The sequence below is a fragment of the Streptomyces sp. NBC_01320 genome (assembly GCF_035974375.1).
GTDB classification, from domain to species: domain Bacteria; phylum Actinomycetota; class Actinomycetes; order Streptomycetales; family Streptomycetaceae; genus Streptomyces; species Streptomyces yanii.
Genome location: NZ_CP108390.1, coordinates 10,502,260 through 10,514,829, shown reverse-complemented (window position 1 = coordinate 10,514,829; position 12,570 = coordinate 10,502,260). Strand labels below are relative to the sequence as shown.

The 12,570-nt window shown below is 68.7% G+C and carries 12 protein-coding genes and 7 pseudogenes; 8 read left to right on the top strand and 11 right to left on the bottom strand.

The window, feature by feature from the left end:
* Window positions 1–54 precede the first annotated feature (54 nt).
* Window positions 55–790 (bottom strand): annotated as a pseudogene (locus OG395_RS47945) (ABC transporter ATP-binding protein); the annotation flags it as partial.
* Here OG395_RS47945 and OG395_RS47940 point away from each other — a divergent pair.
* Together OG395_RS47940 and OG395_RS47935 are read left to right on the top strand one after the other, a co-directional pair.
* A pseudogene (locus OG395_RS47940) lies at window positions 788–979 on the top strand (ABC transporter substrate-binding protein); the annotation flags it as partial. The pseudogenes OG395_RS47945 and OG395_RS47940 sit on opposite strands and share 3 nt — an antisense overlap.
* 712 nt (window positions 980–1,691) lie before the next feature.
* Window positions 1,692–2,432 carry a GntR family transcriptional regulator gene (locus tag OG395_RS47935; protein ID WP_327248533.1) on the top strand — a complete coding sequence of 247 codons (741 nt, stop codon included), beginning with the start codon at window positions 1,692–1,694 and terminating at the stop codon, window positions 2,430–2,432.
* Window positions 2,433–2,447: 15 nt separating this feature from the next.
* Here the strand turns inward: OG395_RS47935 and OG395_RS47930 are convergent, their stop codons facing one another.
* Window positions 2,448–2,585, bottom strand: a complete 138-nt coding sequence (locus OG395_RS47930) for a hypothetical protein (RefSeq protein WP_327248532.1) — start codon at window positions 2,583–2,585, stop codon at window positions 2,448–2,450.
* A 61-nt stretch (window positions 2,586–2,646) separates the two neighbouring features.
* Window positions 2,647–2,904, bottom strand: a complete 258-nt coding sequence (locus OG395_RS47925) for an integrase (RefSeq protein WP_327248531.1) — start codon at window positions 2,902–2,904, stop codon at window positions 2,647–2,649.
* Between the two features lie 213 nt (window positions 2,905–3,117).
* On the opposite strand from OG395_RS47925, the gene OG395_RS47920 reads away from it, so the two are divergent.
* The 4 genes from OG395_RS47920 to OG395_RS47915 are packed head-to-tail and all read left to right on the top strand — an operon-like array spanning window position 3,118 to window position 5,152.
* Window positions 3,118–3,444 carry a hypothetical protein gene (locus OG395_RS47920; RefSeq protein ID WP_327248530.1) on the top strand — a complete coding sequence of 109 codons (327 nt, stop codon included), beginning with the start codon at window positions 3,118–3,120 and terminating at the stop codon, window positions 3,442–3,444.
* A 43-nt stretch (window positions 3,445–3,487) separates the two neighbouring features.
* Complete coding sequence (locus OG395_RS58695; RefSeq protein ID WP_442818801.1) at window positions 3,488–3,805, top strand: IS3 family transposase; 318 nt, start codon at window positions 3,488–3,490, stop codon at window positions 3,803–3,805.
* The gene (locus OG395_RS58690) at window positions 3,715–4,320 is read left to right on the top strand and encodes a DDE-type integrase/transposase/recombinase (RefSeq protein ID WP_442818694.1); all 606 of its coding nucleotides are present in this window, start codon (window positions 3,715–3,717) and stop codon (window positions 4,318–4,320) included. Before OG395_RS58695 ends, OG395_RS58690 begins: the two co-directional genes overlap by 91 nt.
* A gap of 16 nt (window positions 4,321–4,336) precedes the next feature.
* Window positions 4,337–5,152, top strand: coding sequence for an SAM-dependent methyltransferase (locus OG395_RS47915; RefSeq protein ID WP_327248529.1), 816 nt, complete (start codon window positions 4,337–4,339; stop codon window positions 5,150–5,152).
* Window positions 5,153–5,298: 146 nt separating this feature from the next.
* Here the strand turns inward: OG395_RS47915 and OG395_RS47910 are convergent, their stop codons facing one another.
* The 5 genes and pseudogenes from OG395_RS47910 to OG395_RS47890 form a co-directional block, all read right to left on the bottom strand.
* Window positions 5,299–6,306, bottom strand: a complete 1,008-nt coding sequence (locus OG395_RS47910) for an IS3 family transposase (RefSeq protein ID WP_327241096.1) — start codon at window positions 6,304–6,306, stop codon at window positions 5,299–5,301.
* Window positions 6,307–6,326: 20 nt separating this feature from the next.
* Entirely contained in the window at window positions 6,327–6,710 is a 384-nt protein-coding gene (locus OG395_RS47905) for a hypothetical protein (protein ID WP_327241097.1), read from the bottom strand.
* A gap of 114 nt (window positions 6,711–6,824) precedes the next feature.
* Window positions 6,825–7,106, bottom strand: a pseudogene (locus tag OG395_RS47900) (IS701 family transposase); the annotation flags it as partial.
* Window positions 7,099–7,635, bottom strand: a pseudogene (locus OG395_RS47895) (helix-turn-helix domain-containing protein); the annotation flags it as partial. The pseudogenes OG395_RS47895 and OG395_RS47900, both read right to left, overlap by 8 nt.
* Before the next feature lie 443 nt (window positions 7,636–8,078).
* Window positions 8,079–8,291, bottom strand: a complete 213-nt coding sequence (locus OG395_RS47890; protein ID WP_327249691.1) for a molybdopterin cofactor-binding domain-containing protein — start codon at window positions 8,289–8,291, stop codon at window positions 8,079–8,081.
* A gap of 45 nt (window positions 8,292–8,336) precedes the next feature.
* Between OG395_RS47890 and OG395_RS47885 the strand changes: the two are divergent.
* Window positions 8,337–9,455, top strand: a pseudogene (locus tag OG395_RS47885) (ISL3 family transposase); the annotation flags it as partial.
* Between the two features lie 24 nt (window positions 9,456–9,479).
* Here the strand turns inward: OG395_RS47885 and OG395_RS47880 are convergent.
* Together OG395_RS47880 and OG395_RS47875 are read right to left on the bottom strand one after the other, a co-directional pair.
* A pseudogene (locus OG395_RS47880) lies at window positions 9,480–10,451 on the bottom strand (IS256 family transposase); the annotation flags it as partial.
* Window positions 10,452–10,604: 153 nt separating this feature from the next.
* Window positions 10,605–11,360: pseudogene (locus OG395_RS47875) on the bottom strand (transposase); the annotation flags it as partial.
* Window positions 11,361–11,484: 124 nt separating this feature from the next.
* On the opposite strand from OG395_RS47875, the gene OG395_RS47870 reads away from it, so the two are divergent.
* Complete coding sequence (locus OG395_RS47870) at window positions 11,485–11,628, top strand: hypothetical protein (protein WP_327248528.1); 144 nt, start codon at window positions 11,485–11,487, stop codon at window positions 11,626–11,628.
* 56 nt (window positions 11,629–11,684) lie between these two features.
* Here OG395_RS47870 and OG395_RS47865 read toward each other — a convergent pair whose 3' ends face one another.
* Window positions 11,685–12,551 carry a hypothetical protein gene (locus tag OG395_RS47865; RefSeq protein ID WP_327248527.1) on the bottom strand — a complete coding sequence of 289 codons (867 nt, stop codon included), beginning with the start codon at window positions 12,549–12,551 and terminating at the stop codon, window positions 11,685–11,687.
* Window positions 12,552–12,570 lie beyond the last annotated feature (19 nt).

The following is a 12,570-nucleotide window of genomic DNA, read 5'->3' as shown; positions in this document are numbered from 1 at the left end:
GCAGCCGGTCTGACTCAGCGATGTGTGGAGGCGAGGTCTGCTCTGCTGTTCCGGTCAAAAGTGACGTAGTGTCAACGAATGTGAGGCGCGGCGGGAGTCCACCAGCACCGGTCGGTCGGGGAGGGCCACGGAGACCGACGCACCGGCGCCGAGCGCGGCTGCGTCGGGTGTGGACAGGTCGGCGTTGATCTCGGCGCCGTCGGTGAGCCGTACGGTCAGCCGCGTCATCGCGCCCAGGAAGGTCGCCGCCACCACTCTCGCCCCGCCGTCGACGTCGGACCGCACGGCAACGGCCTCGGGCCGCACCAGCACGTCCAGCTCGGCGCCCGCCGCCGCCCCGCCCGTCACCGGAAGCCGGCGGCCCAGCACCTCGACCTCGCCCTCGCCGGTCGCGCGGCCGGGCAGCCGGGCAGCCGGGCAGCCGGTTCATGGTGCCGACGAACTCGGCGACGGACACGGTCGCCGGGTGCGCCTACAGCTCCACGGGTGGGGCGCACTGCTCAAGCCGCCCGCCGCGCATCACCGCCACCCGATCAGCCATCGACAACGCCTCCTCCTGGTCATAGGTGACGAAGAGGGTGGTGATGCCAAGATCCTGCTGGAGCCGGCGGATCTCCTCGCGCAGCATCAGCCGTAGCTTGGCGTCCAGTGCCGACAGCGGCTCGTCCAGGAGCAGTACCCGCGGCCGCAGCGCCAGCGCACGGGCCAGCGCGACGCGCTACTGCTGGCCGCCCGACAGTTGGTGCGGGTAGCGGCTGCCATGGTCAGGCAGGCCGACCAGCTCCACCAGAACCTCTTCCTGAAGGGCTATGCCCGCCCGGCGCTCATGTCCTCAATGACCCGGAGCGGCACGGTCGACAGCGCGGCCGCCGCCCATCTGCCCCCGGTCACCGGAACCCCCTCCTTCCCGACCGAAGCCCAGCTGGACAAGGCCAAGCAGGTTGTGGCCCAGGGCTGGGGCAAGGCCGTGGCCGGGTGACCCAGCCCATGGCCGACTCCTCCGCCACCGTTACCCCCGCTGTCGTGCCCGTCGGCGGGGGGCGTGACGCCACAGTGCGGGGCCCGGAACCGGCTCCGCCCGGGCCCCGGCTCGCATTCCGGCTGTCCCGCCCGGCCCCGCGACCGCGCCGTCGCTCGGCGGCCGCGCTCGCGGCCGTACCACCGCTTGCCTTCACCGGGCTGTGCTTCGGCGTCCCCGCGCCGGCCACGCTGAACGGCGCGTTCACCGCGCAGGACCCGACCACAGGCGCCTCGCACTACACCACCGCCAACCTCAGCGCCTCGCTGCACGGCGCGTACCTGACCGCGCTGGCCGGCAGCGTCAAAGTCGCGAACGTGGCTGCGGTATCAGCACGCCGGCAAGGCCGGCCGTTCGCGCGGAGAGCAGGTTCACAGGGTCTCCTGAGGGTACGTCAGCTGCGCGGGAAAAGTGATCGGGTGCTACCAAAAACCCAGGCAACTTGTCCAAACAAGATGTCCCAAGTACGTCGGAATGCGATGACCTTTCAGTGAACGGAGAACAGATGCTCGCTCTCGGTTTGAAGACCCTTTGAGACGATGCCGGCCGCGTGGGGGTGCGGTCTTTGCTGTGTGCAGGACAAGTGTGCCCGGTGCGGTGGGATCGCCTACCCTGTGTGCACACGCCGGTGCCTCGCGGAGCGGGGACGGTATTGCGGATGAGGGAGCTGGGTGTGGCAGCACGGCACGAGCAGATCGCCGGCGAGTTGAGGCTTGCGATCGACCGCGGCGACTACCCGGTGGGGGGCCGGCTCCCGACCGAGGGTGAACTCGCCGAGCGGTACCAGGTATCCCGCGGCACCGTCCGCCAGGCGCTCGCGGCTCTGGTGGCCGAGGGGCTGGTCGGCTCACGGCAGGGCACCCGACGAGTGGTGCTCGGCGCCCGCCGCAGTCAGAGCTTCACCGAACTGCGCAGCTTCGCCCAGTGGGCGCGTGCAGCCGGACACAAGGCCACCGGCAGCGTCGTGGAGGCCCTCCGGCGCCCGGCCACCACGGAGGACATGCTGCGTCTCCAACTCCCAGTCGGCACAGAGGTGTTGCACGTCCTGCGGGTGCGTGGCCTGGACGGGCAGCCGGCCCTGCTGGAGCGCACCGTCTACGCCGACTGGATCGCGGCCGCGGTCGAGCGTATCGAGCCCGACTGCGACTCGGTCACCCAGCGGCTGTTCGATGAGGTGGGCGTGGTCTTCGCGCACGGCGAGCACGTCATCGACACACTTGCGGCGGGCGCCCGCGACGCGGAACTGCTCGGCGTACGCCGCAGCAGCCCGCTGCTGCGGGTCCGCCGGGTCACCACCACTCACGCCGGCCGCCCCGTGGAGTGGTCCGACGACCGCTACCGGCCGGGTACGGTCACCTTCCGCATCCACAACTCCATCGGTGTCAACCCGCTCGTCCGCCAGCCCGGCGAATGACCGCGACGTGGCCCTTCAGTGGCGGATACCGCCTGCGGGGTCCGCGACGGCCTTCGGGCCTGCCCGCGGTTCTGCCCCGTCACCCGTGGCCTCGTCGTCCATGCCGCGGACCACGCCCCACCGCGCCGAACTCGTCGTCGACGCCCTCGACATGGCTCGCTCCTCCTCGACCTCCTCCCAGACCTGCGCCTGCCGAGAACCTCATCCGCGCAGGTCATGCGGCATGTTGGTACTCGTGAAGTATGCCGCCGAGCCGTTCACGTCTCCGTATGTCGAGGCGAGCGATCTGCTCCGGATCGCTGATCGGGACCGACAACGGGTGCAGAGGGCGGGCGTTGTCGATGCCCTGATGGGGCCGATGGGAGTTGGAGAAGTCCTCGAACTCGCGTAGGGCGTACAGCAGGTGCCGCTGATTCCAGATCAAGTTACGGTCCAGCAGCACGCGCCGACAGGTCTGCACCCACCTATCCATGATCGAGTTCATGCGCGGTATCCGCACCCCGCTGGGCACCACCTCGATCCTGCGGGGCTCGTAAAGTCATCGCCGCAGGTCGGGATGGTGGAGCGTTCTCGGCTGGGACCATGTCCGCCGTGATCCTCTTGATGCTGTACACGGTGGCCCGCAAGCTGCTGTCTGAACCGTTCTGATTTCGGTGGGGACTCGATCGTTTGAGAGGATCGAGTCATGGCATGTCCTTCCCAGTACCCGCTTGATCTGCGCCGTCGTGCGGTGCGCATGGTCGCCGAGGTGCGGCCCAACTACGACACCGAGTGGGCTGCGATGAAAGCGGTCGCCGCGAAGCTCGGCATCGGCACGACCGAGAAGTTGCGCAAGTGGGTTCGGCAGGACGAGATCGATGCCGGCACACGGCCGGGAACGACGACGGAGGAGTCCGCGCAGATCAAGGCGATGAAGAAGGGGATCGCCGAGCTGAAGCGGGCCAACGAGATCCTGAAGGCGGCGGCGAGTTTCTTCGCGGCCGAGATCGACCGGCCACACACACGCTCGTAGCGTTCATCGACGAGCCCGGGGCCGCTTCGGCGGAGTCGATCCGATCTGCCGTGTTCTGACCGAGCACGACTGCAGGATCGCCCCGTCCACCCACTACGCCCACCACAAACGCCTGACCGCCCCCTCGGCCCGCACCGTTCGGGACGCCGAACTGAAGGCCCTGATCCAGGAGGCATACGAAGGCAACTACCGTGTCTACGGCGCGAGGAAGATATGGAGGCACCTGAACCGCCAGGGCCAGCCAGTGGCCCGCTGCACCGTCAACGTCTCATGCGCGAGCTCGGCATCACCGGGGCCGTCCGCGGCAAAAAGGCGATCACCACGATCTCGGACCCCACTGCACCACGCGCTCCGGACCTGATCGACCGCAACTTCGTCGCGAGTGCGCCGAACCGCTGCGGGGTCGCCGACTTCACTCATGTCGCCACGTTCTCCGGCGTCGTCTACGTCGCCTTCGTCGTGGACACCTTCTCCCGCCGCATCGTCGGCTGGTCCGCTTCGACCACGAAACAGACCCGGCTCGTCCTGGACGCCCTGGACATGGGACTGTGGCAACGCGAGTGCGATCAACACCCGCCTGTTCCGGGTGAGTTGCTGCACCACTCGGACGCGGGCTCGCAATATATACGTCGGTCACGCTGGCCGAGCACTTGGAGGAGGCCGGCGCCAGTTCGCAGGGGCCCTCCGCACTCAGCGGCGACAGCGTCAACTCCGCCGAGCTGCCACTCCCCCGGCGCCGGCTCCGCACCGCATGGTCCGGCGTGGCATCCCCGTACTCAACGAACGCCTGCTAATCAGCGGCAGAGAGGCGAACTGATTTACGCGTCCAGGTTGTTGGGACGTAGGTTGTGCGTTGACAGTTCACGCCCCGGTTGAAAGACGGACGGTACCCATGACCGACCACGCGACATCGCCCGGACCCGCAGCGCATCAGAAGATCGATACGTCGGTGCCGCACTCCGCCCGGATCTGGAACTACTGGCTGGGCGGGAAAGACAACTACCCCGTTGACGAGAAAGCCGGCGACGCGTACAGCGCCGTCTTCCCCGGCATCGTCACCATCGCCCGCAGCAGCCGTGCCTTCCTGCGCCGCACCATCACGTACCTGGTCACCCAGGAGGGCATCCGGCAGTTCCTGGACGTCGGGACCGGCCTGCCGACCGTGAACAACACCCATGAAGTCGCCCAGCGGCTCGCCCCCGAGACCAGGGTCGTCTACGTCGACCACGACCCGATGGTCCTCGTGCACGCCCGCGCCCTGCTCACCTCCGCCCCCGAGGGGGCGACCGCCTACGTCGACGCCAACCTGTCCGACCCTGATCGCATCCTGGCGGCCGCCGCCGAGACGCTGGACCTCACCCGCCCCACCGCCCTGATTCTCAGCAACATCCTGGGCCACGTCGCCGACTACGACCAGGCACGCGCCACCGTCACACACCTGATGGACGCACTGCCGTCCGGCAGCTACCTCTCCATCAACGACGGTTCACGGGGCACCGACGCCGACTACGAACACGCCCAGGACGCGTACAACGAAACGGGCGCCGTACCGTACTTCCTGCGCCCCGTCGACGAAATCGCGGCGTTCTTCGACGGTCTGGAACTTTTGGACCCCGGGGTGGTGTCGGTCCCCTTCTGGCGCCCGGACCCCACTTCCCCCGCCCCGCAACCCATCGGCGAGCACGGCGGCCTCGCCCGCAAGCCATGACACCCTGACGGACCAGGCCCCGCGTACGACTAATAGTGCTTGGTCAGGTCGGCATAGGGGTGGGTATGTCGCGGTGGCAGGTGGGGCAGGCGCCGGTCCAGACTGCGAGCACGGTGGATTTCAAGTCCAGTGAGACATTTGTGTGGCTATGAGATCTGTGGTGTGGTTTCCCTGCGCTTGGCGGGGTCGTTGATCCACGCTTGCTGGGGTATCTCGGGCGGTGTGGGGCGGCGACCGAAGCGTTCGGGGTGGCGGGCGAACGCTTCGGCGAGCGTGACGGCTCTCTGGTCGCGGACCTCCTCGGCGGTGCCGAAGTGGACGCTGGCGGGCGTGTGCCATCCAATGCCCGAGTGCCGGTGCTCGTGGTTGTAGTACGCGATGAACGCGTCGAACCAATCACGGGCGTGGGCCAGGGAATCGAACCGCTCGGGGTAGTCGGACATGTACTTGGTGGTCTTGAAATGGGCCTCGCTGTAGGGGTTGTCATTGGAGACTTTCGGCCGGGAATGGCTGCGGGTGACGCCGAGGTCGATCAGCAGCTGAGAGACCTTCTTGGAGGTCATTGAGGTGCCCCGGTCGGCGTGGACGGTCTCGGGCACGATGCCGTTGCGCTCGATGGTGTCCCGGATCAACTCCTCGGCACGCTCTGCTGATTCGGCGCGTTCGACGGTGTGGCCGACGATGTAGCGGCTGAAGATGTCGATGACGACGTAGGCGTGGTACCAGGTGCCCTTGGCCGGTCCGGCGAGCTTGGTGATGTCCCAGGTGAAGACCTGGGATGGGGCGGTGGCGACCAGTTCGGGCACGGTCTTGGCCGGGTGGGTGGCCTGACGGCGACGCTCGCCGGACTGGCCCTTGTCACGCAGGATCCGGTACATCGTGGAGACCGAGCAGTGATAGCGGCCCGCGTCCAGCTCACGGGCCCAGATCTGCGCGGGCGGCAGCTCCACGTACTCGGCGCTGTTCATCAACTCCAGTACTGCCGCACGCTCTTGATCCGTCAGCGCCGAGGGCTGGGCCTGGACGTGGGAGCGGGGCGTGCGGTCGGTCGGGGGCTTGAGCCTGCGGTAGTGGGTGGCCCGGGAGCGGCCGGTCAGCCGGCACGCGGCCGTGATGCCCAGCTGGCCCTGAACGCCGGTGAACGCGGTGTCCACCACGGGGTCGGTGGCGTGTTTCAGTCCGCGCTCTCGGAGATCATTTCCAAGAGCGCGGAGGCTTTTCCCATCACCTCGAGTGCGGCCTTGTTCCGGGCCAGGTCCTTCTGCAGCCGCTCCACCTGCTGTCGCAGCTTCTCGTTCTCCACCTCCGCGGCGGACTTCTTCGTGCGGGCGGGGCTGGTCCGGCGGTCGACCAGGTTTTCCAGGGCCCCGGCATCCCGGGCGGCCCGCCACTCCTTGACATGCGAGTGGTAGAGGCGTTCCCGGCGCAGGACCGCGCCCTTCTCGTTCCTGGGCGCGGCGTCGTACTCGGCGACGATCCGCAGTTTGTACTCCGAGGTGAAGGTACGGCGCTTCGGCCTCGGTGCCGGGTCGGACCCGACGGGCTCAGTGCTGGGCATAAGGGGCGGTTCTCCTGTCGTGCCCTCTCAGGCTAACCCCGCAGAACGGGACGTCTCACCCGAGGCTGACAGAGAGGGGCAGGGTCTGGAGTTCGCGGACGACTTGGTAGAGGCTCAGGCTGGCGCCGCGTCTTTTGGGGCTTGGGCCAGTCGTTGCAGGGTGCAGAAGGCGTGCGCGACAGAGACAAGGGTGACGTGGTGGTGCCAGCCGCCCCAGGTTCGGCCCTCGAAGTGGGCCAGGCCCAGGGCCTGTTTCATCTCCCGGTAGTCGTGCTCGATGCGCCGGCGGAGCTTGGCGAGCCGGACCAGCGTGGTCACAGGCATGCCGGAGGGCAGGTCGGACAGCCAGAACTGCACCGGCTCGGGCTCGCCGGCGGGCCATTCGGCCAGCAGCGAGGATGCCGTGGGCCTGGGCGGTGAGGAATTCACGCCAGGGCGGGCCGGAGCGCTGCAGAGCGGGATCGATGCCGGCGGCGCGCAGGATCTCCCAGACCGTGGACGGGGCGATCGAGTAGCCGAGGCGGGCGAGTTCGCCTTGGATCCGGCGGTGGCCCCAGGCGTGGTTCTCCTTCGCCAGGCGCAGGATGATTTGCTTGACGGTGGGCGCGGTGGAGGGCCGTCCCGGGCGGCTGCGCTGAGGATGCGTCCACTTCCGGGCGACGAAGCGCCGGTGCCAGGCCAGCAGCCTGGTAGGAGTGACCGCGAACACCTGACGCCAGCGCTCGCGTGGGACCAGCCGGGAGAGCACGGCGAGCCAGATCCGGTCGGCGGGCCCGTAGCGAACCCGGGCGATCTGGCGGCGCAGCACCGCTTTCTCGTGCCGCAACGCCATCACCTCCGCATCCTTCGCTACGCGGCTGCGCAGTACGGCTGCGGGCACCGTGATCAGATTCCGGACCAGCGCGGTGACGACGGATAACGGCATCGAAGGATCGTCGCAGATGCTGTGCCGGCCAGTCCTTCGATCTGGGAACTTCCAGGTCAGGCCCCAGAATCGCGTTTCCGAGCGGGACAAGTCGGCGGGCAGCGCGGCCCTGTCGCCCGTCTCACCGCGGTGCGGGATTGGCAGCACCGCACGCCCCGCCACCTGCGCTTTCACTGGAGCCGCCGCCTCAGCAGCCTCCGTATCGGCCCGGTCCCGTTCGGCAAAGCGGCGCAGGACCCGCTCGGCGATCCCCAGCTCCTCCCGCTCGGCCTCGACCTCCTGAAGCTGCTTGGCCAACTCCTCGGCGAGCACGTCCAGTTCGCTACGGCAAGCCGTGATCCGCTCCAGATCGGACATCCTCACACCCTCCCCACGACGCGATAGCGGGTGCACGCGTCACGCAGAGCCCCACTGGCCGGCGAACCGGCACCGTTGTCACGGATTCAGTTATCCATCAGTGGTAGACCGGGCAGCACCTTCTCGATGGTGATGGGGAAGTCGCGCACGCGCACGCCGGTGGCGTTGAACACCGCGCCCCAGCTGGTGGGAAACTCGGAACGCCCGAGCTCGATCCGCACCCGATCGGGCGGCAGTCCGAGCCCGTCGGACGCGACCTGAGTCAGGACGGTGTACGTGCCAGTGCCGAGATCGGTCATGTCCGTCTGGACGACAGCGGTGCCGTCAGCCTCCAACCGCACACGCGCGCGCCCTGGTTCGACGCCGGGCGGGGCCGACGTCGGTGGCGGGACCTCGACCACGGCGTGATGCGGGTCTTCCTGGAGGCCGACGCGCCGCGGGTGGACTGCCGCCGACACGGAGTGACGGTGACGGCGGTGCCCTGGGCTCGTCACGCTGCCGGACACACCTACGCCTTCGATCAGCAGGCCGCCTGGATGGCCGCCGAGTGCTCCAAGAGCGCGACCGCACAGTTGATGCGGACTTCCTGGCGCACGGTCGGGGCGATCGTGGAGCGGGTGGTCGCCGACCGCGACCGGGCCGTCGACCGGCTGGCCCGCCTGTGGCGGATCGGCATCGACGAGATCAGCTACCGCAAGGGGCAGAAGTACATGACCGTGGTCGTCGACCACGACACCGCCCGCGTGGTGTGGATGAGCGACGGGCACGGCAAGGACGTCCTGCACCGCTTCTTCGACGCTCTCGGCGCTGAACGGGCCCGCACCCTCACGCACATCTCCGCCGACGGCGCCGGCTGGATCGCCGAGGTCCTCCTCGATCGGGCCCCCGGCGCGATACGGGTGATGGACCCCTTCCACGTCGTCGCCTGGGCCACCGAGGCGCTGGACGCCGAGCGCCGGGCCTCGTGGAACCGGGCCCGCCGCGAGCTCGGCGACCGCGACAGGGCCCGGGCGCTGAAGGACTCCCGCTTCGCGCTGTGGAAGAACGCCGACGATCTGACCGACCGACAGGCCGCCAAGCTCACCTGGATCGCCGCCACCGATCCGCGCCTGCACCGGGCCTGGCGCCTGAAGGAGGCCCTGCGGGCCGTGTTCGCCCTGGCCAAGTCCCGCCCCACCGCCGCCCTGCGGGCCCTGGACCGGTGGATCGGCTGGGCCCGCCGCTGCCGCATCGACGTCTTCGTCGACCTCCAGCGCAAGATCATGCGGCGCTACGAGGCCATCCGCTCCGCGCTGGCCACCGGCCTGTCCAACGGGCTGATCGAGTCCACCAACACCAAGACCCGGCTCATCATCCGACGCGGCTTCGGCTTCCACAGCGCCGACGCCATCATCGCCCTCGTCATGCTCACCCTCGCCGGCCCCCGCCCCACCCTCCCCGGACGCCAACCCGCCACAGAGTGACCCACTCATGCGGCAGGAGAGCCTGAAATCCTCCCAGGCCCGCTCCCAACTGGCAATCAAACCAGGGTAGTTCTTGCCGTAGTTCGCCCTCAGCTCGTCCAGGGCGGACAGCGCCTCGGACTCGGTCGCGGCCGTGTAGATGGGTTTGAGGGCGGCGGCGACCTTCTTGCGGTCGCTGTAGGAGACGTACTTCATCGACGCCCGGATCAGGTGGGTCACACAGGTCTGGACCAGGGCTTTGTCCCAGACGGTGTTGATGGCCTCGGGCAGGCCGGTCAGGCCGTCGCAGCACACGATCAGCGCATCGCGCAGGCCGCGGTTCTTCAGCTGGCTGAGCACGTTCAGCCAGAACTTCGAGCCTTCGGTGTCCTGGATCCAGATGCCCAGGACGTTCTTGATGCCGTCGACGTCGACGCCGATGACCAGGTGGGCGGACTTGTTGGTGACCATGCCGCCGTCGCGGACCTTCACGCTGAGTGCGTCGATATAGAGGATGGGATAGACCTCGTCAACTGGCCTGTTCTGCCAGGCAGTTATCTCATCGGCCACCACATCAGTGATCTTGGAGACCAGGGCCGGGGAGACCTCGGAGCCGTAGACCTCCTTCAGATGCGCGGTGATGTCGCGGGTGGTCATGCCGCGGGCGTAGAGGGACAGGATCATGTCGTCGACCTGGGCCAGGCGCCGTCGCCCCTTGGGCACGATGACCGGCTCGAAGGCGGCCTTGCGGTCCCTGGGCACGTCCACCGTGACCGGCCCCGCCGTCGTGGTGAGTGTCTTGGGGAAGCTGCCGTTGCGGGAGTTCCCGCTGCCCCGACCGGCCGGGTCGCCGGCCTCGTAGCCCAGGTGGTCGGCCATCTCGACCTGCAGAGCCCGCTCCAGGACCGCCTTCATCATCTGCTGCAGCAGCCCGCCGGCCCCGTCGATGCCGACCCCGGCCTCCTCCGCGTCCGCCAGCATCCGGTCGATCGCCGCAGGCGACAGTGCCCCCGCCAGGCGTCGGGCGGCCTCCTCACGGCTGTCCATGGGCGCGGCCTGCGGGCTGATCTCGTTCATCAAGTCACTCACTGTGTGTCACAAACTCCAGGTCAGGACGGGCCCGACCAGCACCCAGCAAGACCATCACTTACACATAGGAGTGAACACCCTCCACTTCACCGTGTGGAAGGGGTCCATCACCCGCACCGCGTTCGGGCAGTGCGCGGAGACCGGGCCGGCGACCCAGTCCGCCGCATCGGCCGAAACGTGCGTGATCTTCGCGGAGCGTTCGGGTCCCAGCAGGTCGAAGAACTTGTTCAAGGTGGCCTTGTCCCGGCCGGGTTCGGCCCACAGCAGACGCCCGGAATCGTGGTCGACGACGACGGTGAGGTACTTGTGGCGCTTCTTGTAACTGATCTCGTCGATCCCGATCCGACGGAGCCCGGCCAGCCGGTCGGTCTGCGCCTCGGCATCCGCCCAGACCCGGGCAACGATGGAGCCGACCGTGCGCCACCCAATCCGCATCAGCTGCGTGACGGCCGTCTTGGAACAGCAGGTCGCCAGCCAGGCGACCTGCGCGTCGAAAGCCAGGGTGTGACCGGCGCCGTGCCGGGCCCAGGGCACCCCAGCCACCGTCACCCCGTGCACCGGACACGACACCCGGGGCGCGTCGGCCTCGATGAAAGCCGTGAGCACGCCGATGTCCAGGGCCCGCCAGCGACGCCGCCCCTCACCGGCGTCGTACTTCGCCGCCCTGCGCCCACAGATCCCGCACCTCTGCCGCCGCCCCTTGACCGGACGGGCATGGACAACGATCACCACACTGCCGTCGGCATCCTCGCCGGAGCCTTCCTCTTCGGCCTCGACCTGCTCGATCACCGTCTTTTCGACATCGAGCAGCCGAGTCCATATCCTTGTACTTCGCACGCCGTATCCAGGTTCTTCCGTTTCGTTCCTTAAGCAGTCGAAACGTACCCCGGGTACGGCGTGTTCTGCGTATCAGCCCTGGTCAGCGACCCACGGATCCGACAGGAGAGCCATAAAAACATCGATGCCGCCCTTGGCGGGCGCGGAGGTGATGGGTGAGCGACGGGCGGAAGGGGAGACGTACACCCGGATCCAGACCGACCTGACGGTGGAAATTCTGGCGGGATCGAGCCGGCACGGAACGCTCACGGTGGTGCGGATGCGGTGACCCCGTCCATTCAGCCTTCAACCGGGCAAGGGAAGGCCTGGACGGGCCATGGCTGTTCACCGGCGGGACCAGGTTTCGCGCAGGGCGTGCCGGCGCGCTGCGGAGATGCCGGGCCCGGCCTTGGGGCGGCGTTCCAGGTGGGTGGGTGCGGGGCGGGTGGTGGGGGCGGGCTTGGTGTCGGCGGTGAGGGTGCGGATGTAGTCGGTGAAGTCGGGGTCGGTGAGGGGGAGGTCGAGTCCGTCGACGCAGCCGACGGCGGCGGGGACGCAGTCGATGACGGCTCCGACGGCGGCGGGCCTGGGGGCGGGCTCGGTTCTGAGGGCGCCGAGGATGCGCAGGGCGGTGGGCAGCAGGCTCGCGTCGGTCGTGGTCACTTGCTTGAGCGCGGCGGTGACGGCGGAGGGGACGTCCTGGGCGGGTGTGGTGGCCGTGTTGTCGGTGGTGTCGGTGGCGGGCAGTGCGTCCTGGACGAGTTCGGTCTGGTCGTGCCACCAGCGCGCTTCGCCCTGTTCTCCCAGGGCCAGGTGGTGGAGGTAGAGGCAGTAGGAGGAGGCGGGATCTCCGGCTCCTGCGGCGTATTGCCACCAGAAGCGGGCGTTCTCGGATTCGGCGAGCTGCAGGATGCAGCCCAGCACCCGCGCGCCGGGCGGTTCGGGAAGGTGCGGGGTGATGAAGTCGTCCAGGGTCTGCAGACCGGTGCGGGCCACGACGGTCCCGCACAGGGTCTGCAGGCTCTGTGCGGCTTCGTGTTCCGGGGTCTCCGGGATCACCGGCTGAGCCGCGGACGCCAGGACCGGCGTCGGTGTGGGGGGATTTTCGAGCCGGGCGAGGATGCGTGCCTCGGCGGCGTCGATGTCCTGCTGGGCGTAGGGGGTGGCGGTGAGCCGGGCCCGGGACAGGAATGCCTCGATGTGGGGGGTCATCGCAGTCCTTCCACAGTGG